Annotated in this window: 22 protein-coding genes, 1 tRNA gene and 3 pseudogenes; 15 read left to right on the top strand and 11 right to left on the bottom strand. The window is 44.5% G+C overall.

From position 1 onward, the window contains the following. The first annotated feature begins 10 nt into the window (after positions 1-10). Complete coding sequence (locus tag AYY17_RS21930; protein WP_202906425.1) at positions 11-157, top strand: hypothetical protein; 147 nt, start codon at positions 11-13, stop codon at positions 155-157. A gap of 81 nt (positions 158-238) precedes the next feature. On the opposite strand, the gene AYY17_RS14760 is transcribed toward AYY17_RS21930, so the two are convergent. The 4 genes from AYY17_RS14760 to AYY17_RS14775 all read right to left on the bottom strand — a co-directional run bounded on the left by AYY17_RS14760 (position 239) and on the right by AYY17_RS14775 (position 2817). After that, positions 239-658 (bottom strand): hypothetical protein, encoded by a 420-nt coding sequence (locus AYY17_RS14760; protein ID WP_067424752.1) that lies wholly within the window; start codon positions 656-658, stop codon positions 239-241. Between the two features lie 84 nt (positions 659-742). Continuing rightward, positions 743-1474: an ORF6N domain-containing protein gene (locus AYY17_RS14765; protein WP_067424755.1), complete on the bottom strand. Its 732-nt coding sequence runs from the start codon at positions 1472-1474 to the stop codon at positions 743-745. Positions 1475-1796: 322 nt separating this feature from the next. Next, a complete protein-coding gene (locus tag AYY17_RS14770) occupies positions 1797-2264 on the bottom strand; it encodes a type II toxin-antitoxin system YafO family toxin (RefSeq protein ID WP_067424757.1) in 468 nt (155 codons plus the stop codon). Positions 2265-2565: 301 nt separating this feature from the next. Then, on the bottom strand, positions 2566-2817 hold the full coding sequence (locus AYY17_RS14775; protein WP_067424758.1) for a hypothetical protein: 252 nt from the start codon (positions 2815-2817) through the stop codon (positions 2566-2568). A 157-nt stretch (positions 2818-2974) separates the two neighbouring features. Between AYY17_RS14775 and AYY17_RS14780 the strand changes: the two genes are divergently transcribed. The 8 genes and pseudogenes from AYY17_RS14780 (at position 2975) to AYY17_RS14815 (ending at position 11785) form a co-directional block, all read left to right on the top strand. After that, the gene (locus tag AYY17_RS14780) at positions 2975-5239 is read left to right on the top strand and encodes a polysaccharide deacetylase family protein (protein ID WP_067424760.1); all 2265 of its coding nucleotides are present in this window, start codon (positions 2975-2977) and stop codon (positions 5237-5239) included. Positions 5240-5314: 75 nt separating this feature from the next. Continuing rightward, entirely contained in the window at positions 5315-5686 is a 372-nt protein-coding gene (locus tag AYY17_RS14785; protein WP_067424762.1) for a putative holin, read from the top strand. Then, positions 5679-5951: a phage holin family protein gene (locus AYY17_RS14790; RefSeq protein ID WP_067424764.1), complete on the top strand. Its 273-nt coding sequence runs from the start codon at positions 5679-5681 to the stop codon at positions 5949-5951. Before AYY17_RS14785 ends, AYY17_RS14790 begins: the two co-directional genes overlap by 8 nt. 3 nt (positions 5952-5954) lie before the next feature. Further along, positions 5955-6431: a structural protein gene (locus AYY17_RS14795; RefSeq protein ID WP_067424766.1), complete on the top strand. Its 477-nt coding sequence runs from the start codon at positions 5955-5957 to the stop codon at positions 6429-6431. Further along, a complete protein-coding gene (locus AYY17_RS14800) occupies positions 6431-6925 on the top strand; it encodes a hypothetical protein (RefSeq protein ID WP_067424768.1) in 495 nt (164 codons plus the stop codon). The genes AYY17_RS14795 and AYY17_RS14800 overlap by 1 nt, the downstream gene beginning before the upstream one ends. 335 nt (positions 6926-7260) lie before the next feature. Further along, positions 7261-7617: pseudogene (locus tag AYY17_RS14805) on the top strand (Arm DNA-binding domain-containing protein); the annotation flags it as partial. Positions 7618-7839: 222 nt separating this feature from the next. Further along, the gene (locus tag AYY17_RS14810; RefSeq protein WP_067424770.1) at positions 7840-9945 is read left to right on the top strand and encodes an ATP-dependent nuclease; all 2106 of its coding nucleotides are present in this window, start codon (positions 7840-7842) and stop codon (positions 9943-9945) included. A gap of 1 nt (position 9946) precedes the next feature. Further along, positions 9947-11785 carry a UvrD-helicase domain-containing protein gene (locus AYY17_RS14815; RefSeq protein WP_067424772.1) on the top strand — a complete coding sequence of 613 codons (1839 nt, stop codon included), beginning with the start codon at positions 9947-9949 and terminating at the stop codon, positions 11783-11785. Positions 11786-11819: 34 nt separating this feature from the next. Here the strand turns inward: AYY17_RS14815 and AYY17_RS21620 are convergent. Together AYY17_RS21620 and xthA are read right to left on the bottom strand one after the other, a co-directional pair. Continuing rightward, positions 11820-12058 (bottom strand): annotated as a pseudogene (locus AYY17_RS21620) (integrase core domain-containing protein); the annotation flags it as partial. A gap of 530 nt (positions 12059-12588) precedes the next feature. Then, complete coding sequence (xthA, locus tag AYY17_RS14820; protein WP_067424774.1) at positions 12589-13398, bottom strand: exodeoxyribonuclease III; 810 nt, start codon at positions 13396-13398, stop codon at positions 12589-12591. A gap of 412 nt (positions 13399-13810) precedes the next feature. On the opposite strand from xthA, the gene AYY17_RS14825 reads away from it, so the two are divergent. Further along, positions 13811-14674 (top strand): helix-turn-helix domain-containing protein, encoded by an 864-nt coding sequence (locus tag AYY17_RS14825; RefSeq protein WP_067424776.1) that lies wholly within the window; start codon positions 13811-13813, stop codon positions 14672-14674. 18 nt (positions 14675-14692) lie between these two features. Here AYY17_RS14825 and AYY17_RS14830 read toward each other — a convergent pair. The 3 genes from AYY17_RS14830 to AYY17_RS14840 form a co-directional block, all read right to left on the bottom strand. Further along, positions 14693-14777: transfer RNA gene (locus AYY17_RS14830), tRNA-Tyr, on the bottom strand. A 158-nt stretch (positions 14778-14935) separates the two neighbouring features. Next, entirely contained in the window at positions 14936-15784 is an 849-nt protein-coding gene (purU, locus tag AYY17_RS14835; RefSeq protein WP_067424778.1) for a formyltetrahydrofolate deformylase, read from the bottom strand. Positions 15785-15845: 61 nt separating this feature from the next. Continuing rightward, the gene (locus AYY17_RS14840) at positions 15846-16322 is read right to left on the bottom strand and encodes a YchJ family metal-binding protein (RefSeq protein WP_067424783.1); all 477 of its coding nucleotides are present in this window, start codon (positions 16320-16322) and stop codon (positions 15846-15848) included. Positions 16323-16489: 167 nt separating this feature from the next. On the opposite strand from AYY17_RS14840, the gene rssB reads away from it, so the two are divergent. The 4 genes from rssB to AYY17_RS14860 all read left to right on the top strand — a co-directional run bounded on the left by rssB (position 16490) and on the right by AYY17_RS14860 (position 20978). Then, positions 16490-17518, top strand: a complete 1029-nt coding sequence (rssB, locus tag AYY17_RS14845) for a two-component system response regulator RssB (protein ID WP_067424784.1) — start codon at positions 16490-16492, stop codon at positions 17516-17518. 163 nt (positions 17519-17681) lie between these two features. Then, positions 17682-18587, top strand: coding sequence for a UTP--glucose-1-phosphate uridylyltransferase GalU (galU, locus tag AYY17_RS14850; RefSeq protein WP_067424785.1), 906 nt, complete (start codon positions 17682-17684; stop codon positions 18585-18587). Positions 18588-18609: 22 nt separating this feature from the next. Then, positions 18610-19953: a UDP-glucose dehydrogenase family protein gene (locus AYY17_RS14855; RefSeq protein ID WP_067424786.1), complete on the top strand. Its 1344-nt coding sequence runs from the start codon at positions 18610-18612 to the stop codon at positions 19951-19953. Positions 19954-19961: 8 nt separating this feature from the next. Next, positions 19962-20978: an NAD-dependent epimerase gene (locus tag AYY17_RS14860; RefSeq protein WP_067424788.1), complete on the top strand. Its 1017-nt coding sequence runs from the start codon at positions 19962-19964 to the stop codon at positions 20976-20978. 195 nt (positions 20979-21173) lie between these two features. Here the strand turns inward: AYY17_RS14860 and hns are convergent, their stop codons facing one another. After that, positions 21174-21584, bottom strand: coding sequence for a histone-like nucleoid-structuring protein H-NS (hns, locus tag AYY17_RS14865; RefSeq protein ID WP_067424790.1), 411 nt, complete (start codon positions 21582-21584; stop codon positions 21174-21176). A gap of 500 nt (positions 21585-22084) precedes the next feature. Here hns and AYY17_RS14870 point away from each other — a divergent pair, with 500 nt between their 5' ends. Further along, entirely contained in the window at positions 22085-22687 is a 603-nt protein-coding gene (locus tag AYY17_RS14870; RefSeq protein WP_067424793.1) for a thymidine kinase, read from the top strand. 349 nt (positions 22688-23036) lie between these two features. Here AYY17_RS14870 and adhE read toward each other — a convergent pair. After that, positions 23037-25710: pseudogene (gene adhE / locus AYY17_RS14875) on the bottom strand (bifunctional acetaldehyde-CoA/alcohol dehydrogenase). Positions 25711-26098 lie beyond the last annotated feature (388 nt).

The following is a 26098-nucleotide window of genomic DNA, read 5'->3' on the forward strand; positions in this document are numbered from 1 at the left end:
AGGAAGGATAATGGCAACATTTATTTTGGTCGTTCTGGCGGTGATTGCATTGGTGGTAATGGAGCGTAAAGGGATGATAGATAGCGGGGAATTTGTGATAGCCATTGTTTTACTGCTATCTGCAGTAGCCGGTTACCTTGGTGTTTCTCAGTATTAACCATAAGAACAGGGTAATTAATAACCTGTTCTTTATTTGGCACCATTGCTTAATCAGGTTGAAGAGCAGATGAAATAACCACTAAATATGAGAGAGCAGAGTAGACTGGCTTATCGGATTATTCTGCTCAACTATTCTATCAGCAAGAGAGAAACCTTCACTATCACACGCTATTATGTTGATGATGGCACTAAAGTCATTTTCATATAAATACGTCCTTATATGGCGACCACTGTACCTATCATTTATGTAGATAATGGAGTTTTCAACCATTTTCATGAATTCAGCGTTAATTACATAGTCTATTGATTTTTGTGATATGCCCTTCGCTATATGTATAACCAATAAGTTTGATAGTGTCTCTGAGCTGCTGTAATCACTTTTTAGGCTCATAGAGCACAGCGCTTTCCCAGCACTGGTTACAGTGAACCCGAGATCATTTGCCATTCTTTCAACTTCGTCGAATGTATTTTTTTCTTTTTTCCGGAACAGGCCAAACATATCTTTCTCACATATACAGTGTTTTATTTCAGTATATGACGGCCTATATCAAAAAGCACCGGCCTAAACCGGTGCCCGATCACATTATAACTTACTGACAGCGTGTTCTATGTACTGAGCGTGGGTGATGATGGTGTTGATGGTTTTACCCATATCGCACATATAATCGCGGAGCCACATCAGGACGCGCTCTGCTTCTTCCACATTGTGGCCGTCCCGTTTCAGGTAGGCCAGAAGCTGATGGAGCGTATCGTCTTCCGGCGACCGGAGGAAGTCATTGAGGATCTGCGGACGTGACTTCTTCGTTTTCGGGAAGCTGTATTCCTGCGCTACCTGCCCGGCAGGGATGAACTCACCTTCGTGAATGGTACGTTGGAGCTGATCCACCAGCGCCAGCAGTTCATCGGTAGAGGCATTGCGGGGTAATGATTTATTGATCCGGCCGGTGCCGCGGTACTTGGTGAAGTAGTTGTCTTCCAGAATCTCAAATACATCCCAGGCGCGATCGGTATCCAGCATTTTGGCATGACGTGCAGCGCCGCGTTCTGTCCAGAGAATGAGGTGACTGGCTTGTTTATTAACAATATTAACCAGCTTACTTTGAGTAAGTTGCTTCTTAAAATCTTTTAAAATTGAACCAGTTAACTTGAAGTAATGTTTGCCATCGACAAATCTATTTCTGTTGCGTGAATGGTTTACTTGAATGTTTCTGATTTCAGTTTCATATGCATCAGCGAGTAGTTCAGTGGTGATCACTGGCATGCTGTTATGAATGATAGACGGCAGGTGCGATACAGAAATGCTGAGATTAGTCATTTTGACGTCTCCTGTGAGATATTTTACATCACCACCGGAGGTGCAAATCTCTTGGGTGGTGAACTGAGCAGGGTTTGCACTACCGGACTCACAGTACCGGCCTACCTTTCGGTAGCCCTGCCCAGCCCACCATTGAAAAGATGTAGCTGTGCTTTGTGCATAAAAAAACCGCTAACGCGGTTATGCGCTGTGAGTATTCGGCGGGGTGCAAATCCCGGCACCAGATTTTGCTGGTGCATATTCACTATGGCGCATAATTTGGGGGTTGTAAATATACCAATTTGGTCATGTTTTTGGAAGGGGAATATTTTTAAGGCGGGGATCAGGTATTGGCTTCCCGGTGTTGACGAGCAAGTTCAACCCACTTCAATATTTGTTCGCTGTCTTCAATGATGGTGTGAGCCTGATCCCTGACGAAGTCTATAATGTAGAAATGGTGATCGCTGTCAGCATCCAGAAAATACGAGTAAACAACAAACGTATCACTGGTACTCCTCCACTGAACAAACAACCCGTCACCATCTTCCCAGATACAACCTTCTTGCCATATGTGAGTATGGTGGAGTTCTTCATATCTGGCAGAATTTGGTCTGTCCATCGGCTTATCTCTTCCGATAGTATCAATGTGGGCAGGGTGCTCTAACTGCTCATGGTATGGAGGGATCGGAAGATCGCCGAAATCAAGGCTTACTGTTTTATATTCCTCAAATTCGGCGATAGGGTGTTCTGTTTCAGGGAACTCATTAATAAATTGTTGTATAAACTGTGATCTTATTAATTTGATGCCCATTAAGATTATCTTACCTTAGCCATCTTCTCGGCCAGAATTTTTGATCCAGCTTCAAGCGCCTTTTTAAACTCATCAGAACGACGGATAGTTCTGCGTTCTTTTTTAACATTTTCTTTATTGGCCATTTGTTTCACTCCTCTGCAACTAATGTGGGATTTCATCACCTCATTGGTCAATGTCAGTATACACAATTTATTTCCAGGAAAACAGTTTTCCCCAACACAAAGGGACATTTATGCAATTAGGTGGCGTGAAAAAGCACCTTTAAAAGGTGCCTAATTATGCATATATAATTATTTGTTTATTTATTTAATTCAGAAAAAATAAATTCCAGGTGGGTTTTTATCGTATTCCGCTGTTTCTCCGTGTGCGTAACGTAGTTTTTCAACGCCACCATCTCTGTCATCGGCCCTGATACATCATGACCATCCAGATCCATTTCCCGCAGTAACTCCTCGAGCATTGATGTGATGGAAAGTTGCTTAATTCCGTCATTGTCGTTAACTTTTTTTGCATAATCTTCAGGCGATTGATACACATATTTCTGTTTCATTTTAGATTCCTTTATTGTGCATTATTGCCACTGTTATCATATCGATATGAAACTGAAATGTTTATGTAATTGGTCATTGTTTAAATAAAAACAAAACCATTATTCCGTATGTGGTTTGTTTTGGCTATCCTGTCAGTATTAACCAGGAGAAAAAGCCATGACCGTATCAACCGAACTTAGCCATGAAGAGTACACCGGCAACGGTGTTACCACTGATTTCGACTTCCGCTTCCGTATCTTTGAAGCCAAACACCTGATTGTGTCCGTTGCTGACACTGATGGCACCGAACGTATTCTGACGAACGGCACTGATTACACGCTGCGCGGGGTGGGAGCCTACCGTGGCGGAAAGGTGATCTTAAAAATGCCGCTGGCGACCGGCTTGAAAATCGGTATTGCCCGTGATCTGCCGGCAGTGCAGGAAACCGACCTTCGCAACCAGGGGAAATTCTTTGCAGAGGTGCATGAGGATGCTCTCGACTACCTCACCATGCTGGTACAGAAGATACTAGGTTATCTGTCGCTGTGCCTGCGTAAACCTAGTTTTATTGCTGATCACTATGATGCCAAAGGAGATAAAATCTCTAACCTTGGAAAGCCGGTAAAAGACGGTGACGCGGTTGATCTCAGCACGATGAAGGAGCACATCAGCGCGAAAGATAAACGCTCTCTGCGTGTTGCTGATAAGGATATTCCGGTACTGCCTAATGTTGCTAATCGTGCCAATAAACTGCTGTCGTTCGATGACAACGGGAATCCGGTGGTCATTGTGCCTGAGTCCGGTAGCGCGGCAGATGTGTTGATTGATCTGGCTAAGCCAGGAGGAGCTGAGCTGATAGGAACCGATTCTGGCGGGACAGTTCAGGCAGAAATAAATGATTTACGTGAAGATGCAAAATCAACGAAACGTATATCGGCACCATGCATATCATTTATTTTTGATGACGGGAAGATGTCACACGTGACTGTTGTTGCCCCTTTGTTTCGCAGTTATAACCTGCGATGTGGGTTCGCCATAAACACAGAGGGTCTTGGGCTTACTGATAATATGCAGGGGTCGGATGTTATCAGCCTGTCAGATGATGGTTTTGAAATAATAAGCCACTCATATTCTGCGGTAAATCTTGGCAGCCAGGTGAATGACACGTTCGTTATGGCCGAGTTAAGCACGGCGCAATCAATGTTCTATGAAATGGGGATTTCTCCATCTATATTCCAGGCACCCAGCTCTGTTGTTGCTGATGAGCATATGCATATTGTTGATGGATTCTACAGTTACGCATTTACAAGATCGCCGTCACCATTGCCAATGAAAAATGAGTACCCCACCAGGCTGCGCCGGTTTGGACTGGAAACAGCAACAGGAATCATTAGTTTAGACGAGGCAAAATCTGTTGTTGATGACGCTGTAAGTAAGAATGGCGTTATTGTTTTTTACGCCCATGATGTCCCTGATGGAAGTGATAAAAAGAAACTGATATCTGACATTATTGATTACGCCATTACAGAAAGGGTAAGTATTGTCCCTCCTTCATCGGCTGTATTTTCTGCATCAAAATCGCAGAATTTACCATCAAAAATGATTACCATGGGAGATACAATACTCAATGAGTTAAACGGATGGGTGGCGACAAATGGTACTGCTCAGGTGACAGCAAACAAAGATATTGTTGTCACGGCCTCATCACCAGGTTCATGTCTTATTCAGTTACCTGTTGGCATGAAATTAACGGACAACAGAGGGATAACTTTCTCTGCGGCATTCAGAAACCTGAGGGGTTCCGTTTCTTCGGCCTCTATAGGTGCCAATATTTACTCTGGGTCTTCTGTGATCAGTTCCGTGGAAAAGCCTATCACCGGCCTTGATGCTGTATACCGGAGATATAGTGTATCTCATGTTATGCCTTTTAACGCAGGCAGGATTCTCTCATTTTTCCGGGTTAATTTTTCTGCCACCGGGGATCAGGTTCTTATCCGCGCTCCTGTTGTTCGTTATGGAACAAGCGTCAACCCGGACACGCACTGGAAATCATTCTACGATGTTGGTATTGTCGGCGGACAAACAATACCTAACCCATCATCGTCATATTCAAGGATAAAACTGACCGATTCATCATCTAACGGGCTGTTTTCTGTATCTGAAAACAAAATATCATTTGACCGCGCGTGCACGGTGTCACTTACTGTATCTATTCTTGCTAACGGAGCTAATTTAGCCGGTAATACCGGTGGTATATTGCGGATTAGTGTTGGCTCAGCCACATTTAATATTCCGTCATCATCAGGGACTAACAATGCCGGAGCGTCGCAGTCAATGACCATCAATGTCACGACACTGGGAAATATAGCTTTTGATATGATAAATACCGGGTCGCAATTTACTATAAATAACTTGTCATCTATTAGTATCCAGGAAGTTTGATTCTCTTTAACGCATTTTTGTTTATCTTTTTTTTGCTGTAGCATCATGGTTATTTAATAATCATGGTGCTAAGCAATGCATGAAGACCTCTCTGTAAAAACCACGCTCAGCCTTGCCGCGTTCTTCAGCTACTTTGCCGGGCTGCCTGCTGAGGTAGTGATGGGTTCCCTGATGGGGGCTATTTACTTCATCACTGCCGCAACAGAATACACACTTCTGCGCCGGTCGGTACTGGCGCTTGTCAGTTTCATATCAGGGCTTTTATTCTTTAGCCCGGCAGCGGCACTGTTCATCAAAGTAACCAAGATATTCGAGATCCCACCTGACGCCTACAGCATTGACAGCATCGATGCCGTGGGTGCTTTTGTGTCTGCGTTACTGTCGGTGAAGCTGAGCATCAAAGCGTATCGTAAAGCTGATAGTCAGCAAGGAGGCAACGATGTTTGAGAAGTTGTTAATCATCCTGAATGCCGCGATCTGTTCAGTGATTTTTGTCCGGGTATTTACGTTCAGACGTAACGGGCGACAGCACTGCACAAAAGGGGCATGGATAGCCTGGCTCGTACTTTCATACTCAGCGAGTGTGCCGGTGCGGGCGTACTTTGATCCCATCTATCACGCCGATTTCACCAGCGTGATTTCAAACTCTCTTATTTGTGCGGCGGTGCTGGTGTACCGCGGCAATGTTATGTCATTTTTTAAAGCGGGGTGATTTATGTCAGAGCAGGTTAAACAAAAAGTCTTCAAGGATGGTTTTGTTAACACAGGTGCGCGGGGGATACGGAATAACAATCCGGGGAATATCCGTCATGGCAGTTCAAAATGGCAGGGGCTGGCAGTAGCACAGCCAGATAGTAAATTTTGTGCGTTCATTTCTGTTGAGTTCGGCATCCGGGCGCTGATGAAGCTCCTGCAAACTTACTCAAAGCACCAGGGTAAACCCGGTATTGGTTGCGGCAAGATCGACACGGTGGAAGAAATCATAGAGCGCTGGGCACCATCTGGTGATAACAACCACACAGAGAACTATATTAAGCGGGTCTGTAAAGAAACCGGCTTTGATCATCACGCCTGTTTAAATCTGCACGACAAAGATACGTCACTCGCAATGGCTAAAGCGATTGTGGCTGTCGAAAATGGTCAGCAGCCATACGTTGATGATGTTTTTAAACGTGCCTGGACACTTATCTGATGAAAAATACAGCCATGGCACTGATTGCTCTGGCTGTCTCTTTCTCTGCCGGTTGGTGGACCGGCGGTGTTCTGTATGATAACCGGCAGATGAAAGGGCAGATTACAGGTCAGCAACTGGACGAAAAAGATATGGCCACAAATATCGAACTACGGCATCAGGCGGACGACCACCAGCAGGTAAATGTCGGGGAATATCAGGAGGGGAAAAAGAGTGATACGATACGTACAGAAGCTCTGCTTGATCGGGTGCTTAATCATTTTGACCGCATGCAGCAGCCAGCCGGTACCACGAAAGCAGAAGTTGCAGATCCCGGCTACACCGATACCTGCCGAACTGAGAGAGACAAAGCCGGTGAACTTTCTCGACAACTACGAAGCACACTTGAAAGATATGGGCGTGAAGCTCAGCGGGCTGATGAGAATACCAGGCTCCTTAATCTTTGTATCATTGACCTGAAAGCGAAGGAAAAATTGCTCGAAAGTTACCGGTGAAAAAGTAGACAGTTTTGCATGTGACGGTATCAGTGACGGTATATTTTTAGTTTGTTTAAAATAACCACATTAAAATCAATCAATTAAACATTCCATAAACAATTGAGTGGGAATGATATCCCTATAGTTTTTAACTGTCGGTAATTATCAGAAAACCGAAAGCCATCAGTAACTTACTGGTGGCTTTTTTGTTTTCTATTGTTTTTAATTGTTGACAAGAGCCGGTATTTTTGACGGTATATGTGACGGTATCAAAAAATAAAATCACTATAAACCGGCTGTGATACCGTCAGAAAAATAAAAACTATGACGGTATTAAGAGAGAGAATACCGACGTGCTGACTGATACAAAATTAAAAAGTATGAAGCCGCAGGACAGGCTTTATAAGGTGTCTGATCGTGATGGTTTGTATGTTGCGGTCAATGCTGGCGGGACTTTGTCGTTCCGTTATGATTACCGGTTTAACGGCAGAAGAGAAACAATTTACTTTGGAAGTTACGGACCTGACGGTGTTTCACTGGCAGAAGCCAGGCAAATGCTGATTGAAGCAAAAAGGCTGCTCAACTCAGGTGTATCACCGGCTGCAAGCAAACGTGACGGTATCGACAGGAAAAAAGGTGCGACGGTGTTTGGCGAATACACCGTCAGATATATGCAGAACGTCCGGCTGGCGGACTCTACACGGGCACTCGCCTGAGATTTACCGGAAGCAACGGGAAAACTCTAACCAGGACTGTTCCAGATAAGGAAAGGTGGACAAAGGGACATAAAAGTTAGAATTTTTGTTCAAAATTATTTCCGGAATAAAATTCTCAATAAGGGCTGGATAAAGTGCAAAACATGTACGCAAAATAAACCAAGCAAGTAGCATCGATTTTCGGATTGCTATCTTGATGTGTCAAGGAGGGATTATATGAAAGTAAGTCGCGTAGCAATTCGAAACTTCCGGCGATTGGAAAATGTGCAGATTGACATTGAAGAGAAGGAGTCCATTTTTGTTGGTCCGAACAACAGTGGCAAGACTTCTGCGACTGCGGTTTTTCGTTGTTTTCTTGGCGGACGAGATTTCAAGATTCACGATTTTTCAGTCGCTCGGATAGCAGATTTCGACACATTTGTAACGACCGGAGATGATACACTTCTTCCCAAAATCAGTCTTGACATTTGGTTCACTATTGACCCGGAAAGCATTGGTTTTGGTAGAGTTTTCACATTATTGCCAAATCTTTCAGACTTCACGTGTGTAGGGATTAGGCTGTCGTATGAGGTCTCTGAAGTAAGGAAGTTATGCGAGAATTACGACGCTGCCTATCCTCCGAAGGAAGATGGAACCCGCTCTAAGTCGCTTTCGCAATATTTATCTCTCGACGGAAATCTTGGCCGATATTTTGCGGTTTGTTACTACTCACTCGACGAGAAGATTCAAGAGGGAGCACTGCCTGAGATCTTATCGAGTTATCTTGATCCTGATGAAGGAAAGCGTCTTCTTAAGCAGCTTATTCGTGTTGAATTCGTAGACGCGCAGCGCAACATTAATGACGATAACAGCAGTCGTAGTAATAGGCTCTCTTCGGCATTCGCCACCTTCTACCAAAAGAACCTTGAGCAGGTTGGGCATGCCGCTGATGCTCACAGCGTAATCGATGCGAATAACAAACAACTGACAGATCATTATGCAAAGCAATTTGCTCCACTGATCAATCTCATTAAGCACCTTGGTGTACCGTCAATTAACGATCGCGAATTGCAGATTATATCATCGCTCAGCCCCGAGACTGCTCTTCGTGGAAATACTGAATTGCTTTACATTGACCCTAATCGGAAGCATGAACTACCTGAGCTATATAATGGTCTTGGATTCAAAAATCTAATATATATGGCCATTCAGGCTCGGCACTTCCATTCTCAATGGTTAATGACCACCGATAACAGGCCTTTGTGTCTGATGATCTTTATTGAAGAACCTGAAGTTCACCTCCATGCTCAGGTACAACAAACTTTTATATCCAACATTTGGCGGGTAATTAATCAGTCCGCTGAGGCGGCTGGAGAGCCGAATCTCGTACCGCAACTTGTCGTAACCACACATTCTTCACATATCATGGAGGCTGTAGATTTTGAGAAAGTTCGCTATTTCCAGCGCTGCCATAGTGAGGGTGAAGTAGAAACGACTGGCATTCGCAATGCATCAATGGTTAGAAGCCTCCGGGCCTTCCAGCCAAACGTGGAGACAATTGATGGTAAGGTTATCCCACCATCGGAATCACTAGCCTTCCTTAAACGCTATTTACGTCTAACACACTGTGACCTATTTTTCGCCGATGCTGGCATCCTTGTTGAAGGCGCTGTTGAGAAGTTGTTAATGCCGACCATGATTGAGAGTGCTGCTGAGCGGTTACGGACTGTATATCTCACAGTTTTGGAGGTAGGGGGAGCGTATGCTCACCGTTTCGAGGGTTTGTTTAGCTTCCTTCATATTCCCTATCTTGTTATCACTGACATTGATTCAGTTTCACCTACCGGTTATCCCAAAACCTGTCGAGCGGATATTGCTGGAGCAAAAACGTCTAACGCGTCCCTAAAGAAACTTTGTGGGCTGACAACAATTGACCAACTGATCGCATTGACTTGTGCGCAGAAGCAGCACAACGATAAGGATCGTTGCATCGCTTTTCAGACCGATGTTTTGGTCGAGGAAAATGATGCCAGCGCGATGTTGCGTCCACGCACGTTGGAAGAAGCAATTGTATATGAGAATTTTGGGCTACTTCGATCTGGTGCTTTATCTATTGGCATTACTATCCGAGCGCCTCTCAGCGACGCTTACCAGGATGTTTACGATAGGGTTCGGTCGGATAATTTCAAAAAAACTGATTTTGCCATGGACATCTTGGCTTGCGCTGAGCAATGGATTGTCCCTGGATATATTGCCGAAGGGTTGAAATGGCTTGAGTCGCGCCTATTACCCCCGCTACCAGTGGTGGTGGATACAGAAGCCTCTGTCGCGGCGGGAGAATAGCATGAGGACATGGATAGAAAGCGAAGCGGATATTCAAGTCCGTGAATGCATCGATGGCCATCGTAGTTTTGCGATGATAGCCGGTGCAGGCGCGGGCAAGACTAGTTCACTGGTAGATGCTCTTGGCCGGGTCCGGGATAATGAAGGGAATATCCTTAGAAAGCATGGTCAACGCATTGCCTGTATTACCTTTACCAAGCGTGCGGTTGAGGTCATCAAGAAAAAATTGGGGTTTGATGAGTTGTACCTAGTTTCGACTCTTCATGGATTTCTGTGGGGCTTGATTGGCCATTTCCACGAAAATATTCGTCAAGCATTATATGAAAGCCGTATTCCAAATCTTATAGACAAGGCTAGGGGAGATGATAACGGCGGTAACAGCAAAAAGGCACTTAAAGCCCGCGCAAAAATAGAACGACTGACAGAACAGCTTGCCCTTCTCGAAGCAGTCAATCATTTTGACTATTCTGACACTAGCTTCAGTGATTACGAAAAAGGACAGATTGGGCATGATGATGTCATAGAAATTGCAACCTACTTGCTTGAAAATAATCAAACACTTAGACGAATCATTGGCCTACGTTTCCCTTACATCTTCGTCGACGAAGCACAGGACACATTTGAGGGAATCGTTTCAGGGCTCAATCTCGTCTGTGCGGGTGATGAACTTCCTATGATTGGCTATTTTGGTGACCCCTGGCAGCAGATTTATGACCGAAGTGCCGGTGATTTTGCGCCACCAGACAATGGTAAAGTCATCAAGAAAGCTGAAAACTTTCGCAGTTCTAAGAGCGTTATCCGACTTCTCAATGCTTATCGTGGGGATGTTGAGCAGTATGCTGCTGGCGAAAATGCTGAATGTGAAGGTAGTGTTGAATTTTTGCTAATTAAAGCAGAAGAGCCAACAGAACCACGCAGGCGCTATTCAGAAGAACAGATTGAGCGGGCGCTAGCTCGTATGGATGCTGCAGTCGAAAACTGGGGGTGGGCAGGCCGCGACGATGTCATGAAGCTCTTCCTGGCACGTCAAATGATCGCGCGACGGCTTGGCTTCGCTGATCTCAATCGCCTCTTCACTGGAGACTATGCCTCATCACGGGCTCAAGATGCTTTTGAGGAAGGGACGCATTTCCTTCTTAAGCCATTTCTTTCGACGATTTGCCCTCTCATAACAGCTCAAAGCCAGGGTGACGATCGAAAAATTATTAATCTACTTCGTAGAGATAGTCCTGCTTTCGCGAGCGATGGATTAAATGCGGAAAAGTCACTGAAAGTGATGATTGAGACTTCGAAGTCTTTGGTTGAGCAGTTGCATGCTTTGTGGGATACCGAGACGATTGGAACGGTCCTTCACTTTTGCGTCGAGATGCAGATAACCCAGCCCTCAGAAAGGTTGAGTGAGCATCTTGATCGTCCTCCACGTACTGAGCCTTTCAATGAGGAGCTTCACAGTTTCGACAAAGGAGACTGGCTCGCAGACTCATTTTTTAAAATGACCACCGGAGCAGTCTCACACTATGTCGAATATCTTAACAACAATACCGACTATAGTACTCAACATGGAGTCAAGGGCGAGGAATATCAAAAAGTATTGGTCGTTTATGATGATGTTGAAGCAGCATGGAACCAGTACAGCTTTAGCAAAACCCTAATACCGCTCACCGCTGGCGAGCCATCTGTTCGACAACTTTCTGTAACTCAGAAGCTCGCGTATGTCTCATTTTCCCGTGCGGAGGAGGATCTACGTATAGTACTTTTTACAGCTGATCCTGAGGGAGCACGGGCTGAACTAATTGAAAGCAAATTATTATTGTCTGATCAGATCCGAATTATGGCCTGAGGATTGTTATTGACTTTTGATTGGCTTATTCAGACTATCTGAAACAGTCTAGATTAGAGTTTTCCAGTTGTTTCCGGTAAATCGCGGGTGGAAGATTATTCAGGCCTCCATGTGTCCGGTTCTGGTTATAATCCTGCATCCAGAACCGGTCATTTCTTTTACCTGACTCAGTTATTCAAACAAATACGCATTTAAAAATTTATGGTGGAATGATTCGTTAAAACTCGTAATAAACCCGTTTTGTTGTGGGTTTCTCAACTGAATATAATTCAGTTTTTGTGGGGTTCTATAGTGAATTACCGATTAACCTCACTATTATTTTAACTTTTCCCTATATCCACATTTTTACCTTTTCAATATAAATCCGTATTACCAGATTTTTCCCGCATTGCACATAATCCCAAACACAACACCAGCGCAGATCCTCAATTTATCAGGCAAATAAGCAATTTTGACCCTAATCAATAAAATGGATTATTGTCAGTATATGCATTGACTAAAATTGTAAGTAATACCATCATTGTGTGAAGGTAATCACATAATGAAAATAAAATGATTAAAATGATAGATAATGAAAGTCAAATGAGTACAAAGCAGGGATTGGTGGCTATTGAGTATTTTGTTCAGATTTTTTTCAGAGTATCGCTTGTCGTTGTGGCCGTAACATTTTTGTGCCCGATCCTTGCATTTGCCGTGATGTAATTTTTGGTTTTGTCCGGGATATATTTTGCGGACCAGGCTGAAATAAATGAAGCTCCGTACCGGGAGCTTCATTCAGGTTATTTCTTTTGGATCTGACATTGTCAGCGGGTCAGATCAAATTCTGCCCAGATTGGTGCGTGGTCTGAGGGTTTTTCCATACTGCGGATTTCATAATCAATGCCGGTGGCAGTACAACGCGGTGCCAGTCCCAGGCTTGCCAGGATAAGATCAATACGCAGACCCCGGTTTTCATCAAACCCGCGTGAGCGGTAATCAAACCACGAGAAGCGATCGTCTGTATCCGGATACATCGCACGGAAAGTATCTGTCAGCCCCCAGTTGAGCAGGCGTTCCATCCATTCCCGTTCTTCCGGCAGGAAAGAGCATTTCCCTGTTTTAAGCCAGCGTTTACGGTTGGCTTCACCAATACCGATATCAATATCAGTGTGACTTATATTCACGTCGCCCATGACAATGATCGGATCCTGATTCGAACGTCCGGACAGATAGTCCTGCAAATCCTGATAAAATTTCATTTTTGCCGGAAATTTCAGCGGGTGGTCGCGGCTTTCACCCTGCGGGAAATAGCCGTTAATAACGGTGAGTAACCCGGCGGGTGTTTCAATATCAGCCATAATAAGGCGGCGCTGAGCATCTTCATTATCACCGGCAAACCCTTTACGTACGGCAACCGGCTTATTTTTTGTCAGTAGTGCAACGCCATAGTGTGATTTCTGGCCATGATGAAAAATGTGGTAACCCAGATGTTTAAGGTCATCATGGGGAAACATGTCGTCGTGAACTTTGATTTCCTGTAAGCCGATAACATCGGGCTGATGTTGCGCGATGATAGCTTCCAACTGATGAGGCCGGGCTCTTAACCCGTTAATATTAAAAGAAACAAACTTCATAGAATTTCAACCGGTTGATGAGTTAACAGTAAAAGAGTAACAGATCACGGAAAGAAAGTAACCTGTCAGAGGAATAATAAAAAATAAGACTCATTATACTTTTTATTATTCCCCGATTTTAATTGACAAAATTAACAGCATTAATAATGATTCATATTCATGTTGTAAAGAAAAACAACCAAGGGTTGCTAAAATTTAAATAACAGGTTTTTGTTATTATGTATTAATCTTTAAAGATAGATTTAATTAAATAAAAAACATAAGTATCAAAAAATATTATTTTGAAATAAATATTAATAAATAAACGTATTTTAACTGTTTGTTTAAGAAAAAAACGCCGGAAATAAAGTCGTTATATATCAATAAGTAATTGTTTTATTGGTTATTTACCACAGCAATAGGAATCGACATTATGTTTTTTTCAAGGAAGTTGGAAGCCTTTATGGCTGTTGTTGAATACGGATCACTCAGCAAGGCAGCAAAAGTGATGAACAGAACAACGCCTCCTGTGGCAAAATCGATTAAAGATTTCGAGATTTTACTGGGAAAGCGTTTATTTAAGCGTGAAAAATTTGGTATGAGTCTGACACGAGAAGGTCTTGAACTGTATAGTGACCTGAAAGATTTATATACACAGGAAAAAGAAATTACGAAAAAGCATATCACCGGAACAATATGTAATAAGATAAATGTATTTTATGATTGGGGAAAAAGTAAATATATCGATGCATTATACCGGGCTGCATTTAAAGCCGGTGTGCAAATTAATGTATTTCGGTTTAATTATGATTGTATTGATGAAATAAACGATTTTGAAGGAAATACACTGCTGCTTTCTTCTGAGCCGGTTATCAGTGAGCGTTTTGCTCTGTTACGCAATTTACCGCAGGGACAGATTGGTATTTGTTGCCGGAAATCACTTTTTCAGTCCTGTGATAATAATCTGCAAACATTATTATCCCGTTGTGTCTGGTTATGTGAGCCGCTGTTATATGAAAGCCCGCTTCTGAAAACACTGTTACAACAACATGATGAACAGAGTAAGCATGAACATGTGCACTTAATTGACAGTATACACGGCTATCTGCATCTGCTGGTTGACGGGGATTATCTCTGTTTTATTGATGAACACCCGAAAACATCACCGCACAGCAGTGAACTGATCTTTTTACCGCTGTCACAAAGTGAGGCGGAAAATAGTTGCCATTTATATAAATCAAAATCACATGCAAGTGTGCTGAATAAGATTATGGATTGTATTGAGAATTTAAAATAGAGGAGGGCAGTGCTGAAATGGTGGTGGGAGAAGGATTCGAACCTTCGAAGTCTGTGACGGCAGATTTACAGTCTGCTCCCTTTGGCCGCTTGGGTATCCCACCAGTTTTAAATTGTGTGCCTGAACAGTTATTGCCTCAGGACGGGCTGCATAATAGCAAATATGCGGATGCTGTAAAGTAAAAAAAGAGAAAAAATGAGTGTCCGTTGTTTTTTTACCCGAAGTGCACGGTTTACGTGCAACTTCGGGCAATTAATCCATTTACAGAATAACTGTGCGGTTACCGTAAACAAAAACACGCTGTGACAGAACCCGGCTCAGCGCGTGGCTGAGTACGTTTTTTTCAACATCACGTCCGGCGAGCACCATATCGTCAGCGCTGTAAGTGTGATCGACATTAATCACGCTTTGATAGATGATCGGACCTTCATCGAGATTATTGTTCACGTAGTGCGCGGTTGCACCGATAATTTTCACACCACGTTCATAGGCCTGATGATAAGGGCGCGCGCCGATAAAGGCCGGCAGGAATGAGTGGTGGATATTGATTATCTGGTTCGGGTAGTGCTCAACAAATTCCGGTGTCAGAACACGCATGTATTTTGCCAGTACGACATAATCAGGCTGGTATTGATCAATTTGTTTAATGATCTGCATATCGTGCTGTTCACGGGTTAAACCGTCATGGCTGATATGATGGAACGGAATACCAAATTGGGTGACGAGAGGCCCCAGTAAATCGTGGTTACCGATGATCGCGGCAATATCGACATCCAGGCCGCCATAGGCGCTTTTCATCAGAATATCGCCAAGACAGTGCGCTTCTTTTGTCACCATAATGACAATACGGCGGCGGCCGGAAGTGGTTAATTCACGGGTTGAGCCTTTCGGCAGCGCATCGTCCAGATCGGCAAGCAGGGTTTCGTCGTTAAAAATACCTTCCAGTTCGGTGCGCATAAAAAAGCGTCCGGTACGGTGGTCGACGAATTCATTGTTCTGAATAATATTAAGCTGATGCTTATAACAAATATTGGTGATTTTTGCGATAAGCCCTTTTGCATCAGGGCAAATGGTTCTCAGGATCTTTTTCTGGCTGGTTTGGTGTTGCATGGACGGTGTAAATCCTTAATAACTGATATTTTGTTGTTTGCAAGAGGGTGCTTACTCTGTGTCATGCACAGCATTTTTTATATTTTTTTCCGGAGCCGCAGGGACAGGGGTCGTTACGGCCTGTTTGCGGTGCCACGCCGTCCAGATAGAACCACTGGCTGTCAATCAGGCGAAAGCGTGAGCGCTCATGGATAAGTTGTTTATCTTCGGACTTTTTATCAATAAAGCAAGCACAAAATTCGACGAAAGCCTCGTCCGGTGCAGGACCGGTCTGAAAATCAATAACATTGAGGCTCAGCCACTGTGTGCGGGCAAATCCGGCTTCAAGATCGTCCCGCAGCGGCTGTGCGCGCTCAGGCGGGTACCATGTGCGGATCAGGTGATCTGCATTATGTGTGACAAAGGCGCTGTAACGGGAGCGCATCAGTGCCCGTGCATCGGGTGCGGATTGTTGTCCGGACAGATAAGGCCCGCAGCACTGAGACAGGTCTTTTTCACTGCCGCAGGGGCAGAGTGTATTATCAGTAAAATGAGGCATAAGTATCAATCAGTGTGTTCAGGGTAAATAAACGTAAGAAACAGAGGTTAAATGCTACCGGAAATACAGATCACACGCTATTCTTTATCTTAGTTGCATAGCGGGAACCGCGCCGTCACCGGTGTTTGCGCCGGTCTGTGAAGTCATGCGGGGAATGAGGGAATGCCATGAAAAGAGCACTGGATGAAAAACGAATTTTAGTCATTGACGACGACCCGGCATTCAATATGACGCTGTCATCGTATTTGCGGCTTCTCGGTGCGACTGTATTGTCTGCCGAAGATGGTGCTCAGGCGCTGTTATGTATTGAAAACGGCTTTCAGCCGGAACTGATATTTTGTGATTTGAATATGCCGGTGATGAGCGGCACAGAATTTATCGCAGGTATTCAGCCGGTGTTACCGGATGTTCCGGTGATTGTGATTTCTGCGACTCAGAAAATGTCTGATATTGATGACGCGTTGCGACTCGGTGCAAAAGATGTGTTGCTCAAACCGCTTAACCGGCTGGAAGAAGTCAAAAAACTGTGTCTGTCTCATTTTTATCCCTTATTTTTTTCCCCCGGCGTGCTGGAGCAAAATTCTCTGTCCGGTATCTGGTCGCAACTGCAGCATAATGTGGATGATGTTTTACGTTTATTAAAACAGCTTAATCCGCCGCCTACCCAGGTGCTGGCTAATTATCAGATTCGCTATGCGCAATTATCAGATGCTTGCCAGACAGGGCTGGTATTTGATGTGGCAGAGTTTTCCGATAACGAAGTGGCATTTTATTGTCTCGATATCAGCAAAAATATCGGGAATGGTCCGCTGGTGGCGATGTTAATCCGCGTGATTTTTAACGATTTGCTTAAACGTTATATTCATAATAATCACCGCCGGTTACCCAGTATGACGGCGATTTTAAATAAACTGAATACCCTGTTGCAGGATGCCGGTATTCCGGGGCAGTTACCCTTGCTGCTGGGGTATTATCATACTCAGCGCAAATCAGTATTACTGTCCAGTGCAGGGATCAGCGCTGAATTGCGCTCAGAAAATAATGTGATTCGCGTAAACAGGGGGATACCGCTGGGAACGCTCTCGGCTGTTTACTCCAGTCAGATAAGTGAATTCAGCCCTCATCTGCAATGCCGGATATGGAACGGCAGCAGTCAGATTAAATTAAGTTTAACGCCGGGACCCCGTTACGGATAATTTCAGTCCCTTATCAACCCGGTCAGATATTAAACATCTCTTAACATCAATTGCCATTTACACGGGACAGAGTATTTATCCCTGAAAATTAGCTGGTATACTCAGACGCATTATTTTGTATTAATCGCGTATTGGTTTTGTATATACGCATTGAGGATGATGTATGTCAGCGCTGAAAAATAAGGTTCATAAGGCCGTGATCCCGGTTGCAGGATTAGGAACACGCATGCTTCCGGCCACCAAAGCAATTCCGAAAGAAATGTTACCGCTGGTGGACAAACCACTTATCCAGTATGTCGTTAATGAATGTATCGCCGCAGGGATCACTGAAATTATTTTAGTGACCCACTCCTCAAAAAACTCCATTGAAAACCATTTTGATACCAGTTTTGAACTGGAAGCCATTCTGGAAAAACGCGTTAAGCGTCAGTTACTCGATGAAGTTCAGTCAATCTGTCCCCGCCATGTCACTATTATGCAGACCCGTCAGGGGATTGCGAAAGGGCTGGGACACGCCGTGTTATGTGCCCGCCCGATGATCGGTGATGAGCCGTTTGCTGTTGTGCTGCCGGATGTGGTTATCGATGAGTACAGCACTGACCTGTCAAAATTTAATCTCAAAGAGATGATCGGGCGCTATGAAGAGCATCAGGCAAGCCAGGTGATGGTCGAACCTGTGCCGCTTGAGGTTGTCTCAAACTATGGTGTGGTCGATTGTCATGGTGAAAGCCTGGCAGCGGGCGAAAGCAAACCGATGTTTGCCGTGGTCGAAAAACCGGAGCCGGCTAAAGCGCCATCTAATATGTCTATTGTCGGTCGCTATGTGTTATCTCCGGATATCTGGTCGCTGCTGGGTAAAACAGCCCCGGGTGCGGGTGATGAAATCCAGTTAACGGATGCCATCGCTATGCTGATTGAGAAAAACCCTGTTGAGGCTTACCGCCTGGTCGGACGCAGTCACGATTGCGGCGACAAAATGGGTTATATGAAAGCGTTTGTCGAATACAGCATGCGTCATAAACATCTGGGTGGTGAATTCTCAGATTGGCTGAAAACATTACAGAATTAATTATTGTCACAATGGGTGAATTATGAAAGTAACCGTATTTGGAATCGGATATGTAGGGCTGGTGCAGGCAACCGTTCTGGCTGAAGTCGGTCATGATGTTATGTGTGTGGATGTTGATGCACAAAAAGTCGAAAACCTGAAAAACGGACTTATTCCGATTTTTGAACCTGGTTTAACGCCGCTGGTAAAGAAAAATTATGAAGAAGGGCGTTTAAGCTTTACCACGGATGCCGCAAAAGGTGTGGCACACGGCACATTACAGTTTATCGCGGTCGGTACGCCGCCGGATGAAGATGGCTCCGCTGATTTACAATATGTGACGGCGGTTGCCCGCACTATTGCGCAGCATATGGACGGCTATAAAGTCATTATTGATAAATCAACCGTTCCTGTCGGTACGGCAGATAAAGTTAATGCGACGATCAAAGCCGCTCAGGCCGAACGCGGCACTGATTTTGCGTACGATGTGGTTTCCAACCCGGAATTCCTGAAAGAAGGGGCGGCGGTCGCAGACTGTATGCGTCCTGAACGTATCGTTATCGGTTGTGATAACGAAGGCGTTGTGGATATTATCCGTGAACTGTATGAGCCGTTTAACCGCAATCACGATCGCATGATTGTGATGGATATCCGCAGTGCAGAGCTGACAAAATACGCGGCAAACTGCATGCTGGCGACAAAAATCAGCTTTATGAATGAGATTTCAAACCTTGCGGAACTGCTGGGCGCGGATATCGAAAATGTCCGCCAGGGGATTGGTTCTGACTCCCGTATCGGCTATCACTTTATTTATCCGGGCTGCGGCTATGGCGGCTCCTGCTTCCCTAAAGATGTGCAGGCGCTTATCCGTACTGCCGAACACATTGGTTTCACGCCAAGAATTCTGCAGGCAGTGGAAGAAGTGAATGAGTTGCAGAAATATAAACTGCCTTCTTTTATTAAGCGCCACTTCGGTGACGACCTGCGCGGCAAAACCTTTGCAGTGTGGGGACTCTCTTTCAAACCGAATACAGATGATATGCGTGAAGCCTCCAGCCGTGTTCTGTTACAGGAATTATGGGCTGCCGGTGCGAAAATTCAGGCCTATGACCCGGAAGCCATGCAGGAAGCGCAGCGGGTTTTCGGACAGCGTGATGACCTTGTATTGATGGGTACCAAAGAAGCGGCACTGCACGGCGCAGATGCACTGGTTATCTGTACCGAATGGCAGAGTTTCCGTGCACCGGACTTTGACACCATTAAATCAGGACTGAAAACACCGGTTATTTTTGACGGGCGTAACCTTTATGACCCGGAACGTTTAGAAAACCGTGGCTTTATCTATTATGGTATAGGCCGTGGTGCTTCCATTAATCCGGTAATTTGAGTCTGAATATGAAAATACTTGTAACCGGCGCGGCTGGTTTTATTGGTTATCATGTCACACAGCGCCTGCTTGAGCAGGGTCATGAGGTTGTCGGTGCCGACAATCTCAATGACTATTACGATGTTAATCTCAAGAAAGCGCGCCTTGATCTGATTTTATCGCATCCGAATTTTCATTTTTTTAAAATGGATCTGTCGGTGAAAAGTGATGTCAGTGAATTATTTGCCTCACAACAGTTTGAGCGTGTTATTCATCTCGCGGCTCAGCCGGGTGTCCGGTATTCTATCCAGAACCCGATGGCGTATATAGACGCAAATATTCTGGCACACATGAATATTCTGGAAGGCTGCCGTCATCACGGGGTGGGACATCTGATTTATTCTTCTTCCAGCTCGGTATATGGCCTGAACCGTAAACAGCCTTTCTCTGTGGAAGATGATGTTGATCATCCGGTTTCGTTATATGCGGCGACAAAGAAAGCCAATGAATTAATGTCGCACAGCTATTCACATCTTTATCAGTTACCGACGACCGGACTGCGTTTTTTTACAGTTTACGGACCGTGGGGACGTCCGGATATGGCTTTGTTTAAATTTGTTAAAGCCATGTTGGACGGAAAACCGATTGATGTTTATAACCATGGAAATATGGTTCGCGATTTTACTTATGTCGGTGATATTGCGGAAGCTGTGGTGCGGTTATTAGATGTTATACCAACAGCAAATAATGATTGGACGGTTGAAGAAGGGTTGAAATCAGCCAGTTCTGCGCCGTACAAAATTTATAATGTCGGTAACGGACAACCTACCCGGTTAGGCGATTTTATTCAGGCGATTGAAACTGCATTGAATATTAAAGCGGCTAAGCACTTTATGGATATGCAGGATGGTGATGTGTTATCCACCTGTGCAGATTCCGGCGAGCTGTATAAAACGATAGGTTTCTCTCCGGATACACCGGTTAATTATGGTGTACAGCAGTTTGTTGATTGGTATATGTCGTTTTATCACGGTAAAAATAAGTAATCAGGCTGACTGTCTGTAACAAAAAAGGAGGCGAAAGCCTCCTTTTGCTTATCAAAATATCGGCAGATATTTCCTTATTCATTTAAACCGCAGGGTCGTTGACAGAACTCAGTCTGCCTGCATTTTGAATAACCCGGGTATCAATGAATAAAAAAAAGCCCTTCGCAGAAGGGCTTTTCAGTGTGGAAATCCGGATTATTTAATTAAGAAACTATCCAGAGATTTACCTTCACTTTCGATGGCCTGTTTGATAACAGCTGGTGTGCGGCCCTGACCTGTCCAGGTTTTCTGCTCACCGTTTTCATCGATGTACTCGTATTTAGCCGGGCGCTGCGCACGTTTTGATTTGCTTGCAACTTTACCGGTAGACATTGACTGAATTAATTCTTCAGGATTGATACCCTGCTTGAGAATGAACTGGCGAACTTCTTCTAATTTACGGGTACGCTCTTCCAGTCCAGCTTTAGCCTGAGATTCTTCAGAACGGCGTTCTTCAACAACCGAAGTGAGTTTCTCCAGCATTTCTTCCAGACTTTCCAGGGTAGATTCTCTGGCCTGTGCGCGAAGAGTACGAATATTATTAAATGGCTTCAAAGATTCACTCATAATTCTGGTCTCAAATTAAATGTTGGCTGATGTGTAGTTAATAATAGATTGCTATTTAAAAATCTGCAATAGCAAATTTCGGGATAAGGTTAAAACACATTTTTTTTAAAAGCAATTATTTCTGCGGAATAATAAGCCTCTTTGTGCTTTTTTGTTTAATTTCGATAAGGGGACAGGGTAAAACGGTGTTGGCGCTCAGCGATTTCAAAAAGGTTTGATCATAAACGATGAGGAAGATACAAATTATATTTAACCTTATTTTATGTAAAGAAACGTTATTCTTCAGCTCAGATATAATAAAAAACAGGATAAAATGACCATCGCTGATAACAATTGTGAATATTCGTCATGTAATCATGCTTCCTATGAATTGCGGTAACGATGAATAACGGATATTGCACATGCGCTTAAGGCATGCAGACAAATACTGATCGCGCTATTTTTATTGCGGTTGTGTTAGTATTGCAGCGATTTTTGAATGACTGAGAGGGAGAGAGCCGGTGGCTCAGCTTTATTTTTATTACTCCGCGATGAATGCGGGAAAATCGACCGCACTATTACAATCTTCCTATAACTACAATGAACGCGGAATGCGCACATTGATATTTACGGCAGAAATTGATAACCGGTATGCACATAGCAAAGTGACCTCCCGTATCGGCCTGAGCGCGGATGCACGGGTCTTTGGTGAAGAGACTGATATCGGTAGTGTTATCACACATGAACATCAGCAGGCGCCTGTACACTGCGTATTAATAGATGAGTGCCAGTTCCTGACGAAAGCGCAGGCAGAGCAGTTATGTTATATCGTTGATGATATTGATATACCCGTTCTTTGTTACGGATTACGCACTGATTTTAAAGGTGAGTTATTCAGCGGTAGTCATTATTTATTAGCCTGGGCTGATAAATTAGTGGAATTAAAAACAATTTGTCATTGCGGGCGGAAAGCCAGCCGTGTTTTACGTTATGACGGACAGGGCCATGTAATGTCAGATGGTGCACAAATTGATATTGGCGGAAACGAAAAATATGTTTCGGTATGTCGTAAACATTACCGTGAAGCGATGCGCACGGTAATGGCAACACAGTGTCATTCATAAAATAGATACCCGCTTCATTTATACGGAAAATGCCGGACAAACATGTCCGGCATTTTTATATCAGAGCCGGATAAAAGTACAGACAGGGATGAAAAGGATACCAGGTAAACAGGAAGGAGTAAGGCGGTATTTGTGTTGTTCGTGATAAAATACTGAAAAATAGCGTCCGGCATCATATCTGTTTTGTCATTTGTATTAAGTTAAATATTAAAAATCAGCAGCAGGTTGAATTGTTGATCAAAAAAGAATACATATTAAATTTGTGACAATTATTCAATTATTATTATGAGACAACTATTAAAAAGCCCTCAGAAGAGGGCTTTGCGGTTATTATTTATCAAATAGATGATTATTTCTTAGCAATTCGTTTTGCAACAGGTTTGACCTGCGACTTTGGTGCCGCAACCGGAACAGACTCGTCATAGACGCGGCCATAATAAGTATCCAGCATAATTTGTTTTAATTCAGCAATAAGCGGATAACGCGGATTTGCCCCGGTACATTGGTCATCAAATGCATCTTCAGACAGTTTATCCAGTTTCGCCAGGAATTCTGCTTCCGGTACACCGGCTTCACGGATAGATTTCGGGATCCCCAGAGACGCTTTAATTTCCTCCAGCCAGACCAGCAGTTTTTCAATTTTCTGCGCGGTGCGGTCACCATCGGCACCTAATCCCAGATGGTCGGCAATTTCAGCATAACGGCGGCGCGCCTGCGGGCGGTCATACTGACTGAATGCGGTCTGTTTGGTCGGGTTATCTGTTGCGTTATAGCGGATCACGTTACAGATAAGCAGGGCGTTGGCTAATCCGTGCGGGATATGGAACTCAGAACCCAGTTTATGGGCCATTGAGTGACAAACACCGAGGAAGGCGTTAGCAAATGCGATACCGGCGATAGTGGCGGCATTATGAACGCGCTCACGGGCGACCGGGTTCTTCGCGCCTTCATGGTAACTGGCCGGCAGGAATTCTTTCAGCAGTTTCAGCGCCTGTAATGCCTGTCCGTCTGAATATTCATTTGCAAGAACAGATACATAGGCTTCCAGAGCATGCGTTACGGCATCCAGTCCGCCGAATGCGGTAAGGGATTTCGGCATATTCATGACAAGATTCGCATCCACGATGGCGATATCCGGGGTCAGTGCATAGTCTGCCAGCGGATATTTTTGTCCGGTTGCATCATCGGTCACAACGGCAAATGGTGTCACTTCAGAGCCGGTACCGGATGTGGTGGTGATCGCGACCATTTTGGCTTTTACACCCATTTTCGGGAATTTATAGATACGTTTGCGGATATCCATAAAGCGCAGGGCGAGTTCTTCAAAATGGGTTTCCGGATGCTCATACATGACCCACATAATTTTTGCCGCGTCCATCGGTGAACCACCACCGAGTGCAATAATCACGTCCGGTTTGAAACTGTTCATCTGTGCGGCACCTTTGCGCACAACAGATAAGGTCGGATCCGCTTCCACTTCAAAAAATATTTCCACTTCCATGCCGTGAGATTTCAGCACGCGGGTGACTTCATCAACATAGCCGTTATTGAATAAATAACCGTCAGTAACAATAAATGCCCGTTTTGCGCCATCGGTCGCAATTTCTTCCAGGGCAATCGGCAGGCAGCCCCGGCGGAAGTAGATAGATTTCGGAAGTTTATGCCACAACATATTCTCAGCCCGTTTTGCCACAGTTTTGGTGTTGATCAGGTGTTTCGGCCCGACGTTTTCAGAAATGGAGTTACCGCCCCAGGAGCCGCAACCCAATGTCAGTGACGGAGAGAGCTTAAAGTTGTACAGGTCGCCGATCCCGCCTTGTGAGGCAGGGGTGTTAATAAGGATACGCGCGGTTTTCATTTTTTCGCCGAAGTATTTTATGCGCTCCGGGCGGTTATCCTGATCAGTATATAAGCAGGAGGTGTGACCTATCCCGCCCATTTCCACTAATTTTTCTGCTTTCAATACTGCGTCTTCAAAATCTTTGCCGCGATACATCGCTAACAGCGGAGAGAGTTTTTCATGGGCGAAAGGTTCTGATTCATCAACGACGGAAACCGCACCAATAAGAATTTTTGTCCATGCCGGGACTTCAATTCCCGCCATTTCAGCGATTTTCACCGCGGACTGACCGACAATTTTGGCATTCAGTCCGCCGTTGAGCAAAATAATGTCCTGAACCGCTTTCAGATCTTTGCCTTTGAGGATGTAACCGCCGTGGTTTTCAAAACGCTCTTTAACCTGCTCATACACTTCATCAACGACAATCACAGATTGCTCAGAAGCACAAATCACACCGTTATCAAAGGTTTTGGACATCAGAATAGATGCCACAGCGCGTTTGATATCGGCGGTTTCATCAATAACAACCGGGGTATTACCCGCGCCGACACCAATGGCAGGTTTACCGGAGCTGTAGGCCGCTTTCACCATGCCCGGTCCGCCGGTGGCGAGGATCAGGTTAGTATCAGGGTGGTGCATTAAAGCATTGGACAATTCAACGGAAGGCTCATCAATCCAGCCGATGATATCAGCCGGTGCACCGGCGGCAACCGCGGCATTCAATACAATCTGCGCCGCTTTATTGGTGGCATTTTTTTGCCCGCGGATGCGGGGAGAAGATAATACCGTTACGGGTTTTCAGGCTGATCAGCGCTTTAAAGATAGCTGTGGATGTCGGGTTGGTGGTGGGCACTATTCCGCAGATGATGCCGATAGGCTCAGCAATGGTGATGGTCCCGAATGTCGGGTCTTCAGACAAGATACCGCAGGTTTTTTCATCACGGTAGGCATTATAGATATATTCAGATGCAAAATGGTTTTTGATCACTTTGTCTTCAATAATCCCCATTCCGGACTCTTCAACGGCCAGTTTCGCCAGAGGGATACGCGCATCCGCCGCAGCAAGAGCCGCCGCACGGAAAATGGTGTCTACCTGTTCCTGAGTGAAACCGGCAAATTCACGCTGTGCTTTTTTAACGCGGGCAACTAATTCATTGAGTTCGGTGATATTGGTTACGGCCATACAGATGACTCCTGATAAATTGTTAAACTTTTTAAGCAAATTAGCGGGTCGGTACGATCTGATTATAGTCACAACAGTAAAAGGTAACTAAATCGATTTTGCTCATAACCTATACTCGTCATCCTTCAGGATGCCCGCTGATTTGCTTAAAAAGCCCGTCAGGTACTCTGTTAATGACTGAAGTTGAATCGATTCAACTTCAGTAAAGTGAGCTTAACATTACAGGGGGATATTAAAGTGATCGAAATCACAAATATAGCAAGCTGACACCATTCAGCTTGCGCTTAAATGAGATTAATTATCAATTTCAATTATAGTGTCTGCCATCGATTTTACAGAAGAACTGATGATTGACTAAAATATATACGTAGATGAGGGAATTAAGCTG

Source organism: Morganella psychrotolerans (assembly GCF_001676055.1).
Classification (GTDB): domain Bacteria; phylum Pseudomonadota; class Gammaproteobacteria; order Enterobacterales; family Enterobacteriaceae; genus Morganella; species Morganella psychrotolerans_B.

Excerpts from the sequence above, each read along its gene's own strand:
- AYY17_RS14765 (WP_067424755.1), bottom strand. The coding sequence starts at position 1,474 with ATGACTAATCTCAGCATTTCTGTATCGCACCTGCCGTCTATCATTCAT.
- AYY17_RS14815 (WP_067424772.1), top strand. The coding sequence starts at position 9,947 with ATGAGGACATGGATAGAAAGCGAAGCGGATATTCAAGTCCGTGAATGC.
- AYY17_RS14800 (WP_067424768.1), top strand. The coding sequence starts at position 6,431 with ATGAAAAATACAGCCATGGCACTGATTGCTCTGGCTGTCTCTTTCTCT.
- AYY17_RS14770 (WP_067424757.1), bottom strand. The coding sequence starts at position 2,264 with ATGGGCATCAAATTAATAAGATCACAGTTTATACAACAATTTATTAAT.
- hns (WP_067424790.1), bottom strand. The coding sequence starts at position 21,584 with ATGAGTGAATCTTTGAAGCCATTTAATAATATTCGTACTCTTCGCGCA.
- AYY17_RS14775 (WP_067424758.1), bottom strand. The coding sequence starts at position 2,817 with ATGAAACAGAAATATGTGTATCAATCGCCTGAAGATTATGCAAAAAAA.
- AYY17_RS14840 (WP_067424783.1), bottom strand. The coding sequence starts at position 16,322 with ATGCCTCATTTTACTGATAATACACTCTGCCCCTGCGGCAGTGAAAAA.
- AYY17_RS14810 (WP_067424770.1), top strand. The coding sequence starts at position 7,840 with ATGAAAGTAAGTCGCGTAGCAATTCGAAACTTCCGGCGATTGGAAAAT.
- AYY17_RS14790 (WP_067424764.1), top strand. The coding sequence starts at position 5,679 with ATGTTTGAGAAGTTGTTAATCATCCTGAATGCCGCGATCTGTTCAGTG.
- AYY17_RS14825 (WP_067424776.1), top strand. The coding sequence starts at position 13,811 with ATGTTTTTTTCAAGGAAGTTGGAAGCCTTTATGGCTGTTGTTGAATAC.
- xthA (WP_067424774.1), bottom strand. The coding sequence starts at position 13,398 with ATGAAGTTTGTTTCTTTTAATATTAACGGGTTAAGAGCCCGGCCTCAT.
- purU (WP_067424778.1), bottom strand. The coding sequence starts at position 15,784 with ATGCAACACCAAACCAGCCAGAAAAAGATCCTGAGAACCATTTGCCCT.
- AYY17_RS14780 (WP_067424760.1), top strand. The coding sequence starts at position 2,975 with ATGACCGTATCAACCGAACTTAGCCATGAAGAGTACACCGGCAACGGT.
- AYY17_RS14785 (WP_067424762.1), top strand. The coding sequence starts at position 5,315 with ATGCATGAAGACCTCTCTGTAAAAACCACGCTCAGCCTTGCCGCGTTC.
- AYY17_RS21930 (WP_202906425.1), top strand. The coding sequence starts at position 11 with ATGGCAACATTTATTTTGGTCGTTCTGGCGGTGATTGCATTGGTGGTA.
- AYY17_RS14760 (WP_067424752.1), bottom strand. The coding sequence starts at position 658 with ATGTTTGGCCTGTTCCGGAAAAAAGAAAAAAATACATTCGACGAAGTT.
- AYY17_RS14855 (WP_067424786.1), top strand. The coding sequence starts at position 18,610 with ATGAAAGTAACCGTATTTGGAATCGGATATGTAGGGCTGGTGCAGGCA.
- AYY17_RS14860 (WP_067424788.1), top strand. The coding sequence starts at position 19,962 with ATGAAAATACTTGTAACCGGCGCGGCTGGTTTTATTGGTTATCATGTC.
- rssB (WP_067424784.1), top strand. The coding sequence starts at position 16,490 with ATGAAAAGAGCACTGGATGAAAAACGAATTTTAGTCATTGACGACGAC.
- galU (WP_067424785.1), top strand. The coding sequence starts at position 17,682 with ATGTCAGCGCTGAAAAATAAGGTTCATAAGGCCGTGATCCCGGTTGCA.
- AYY17_RS14795 (WP_067424766.1), top strand. The coding sequence starts at position 5,955 with ATGTCAGAGCAGGTTAAACAAAAAGTCTTCAAGGATGGTTTTGTTAAC.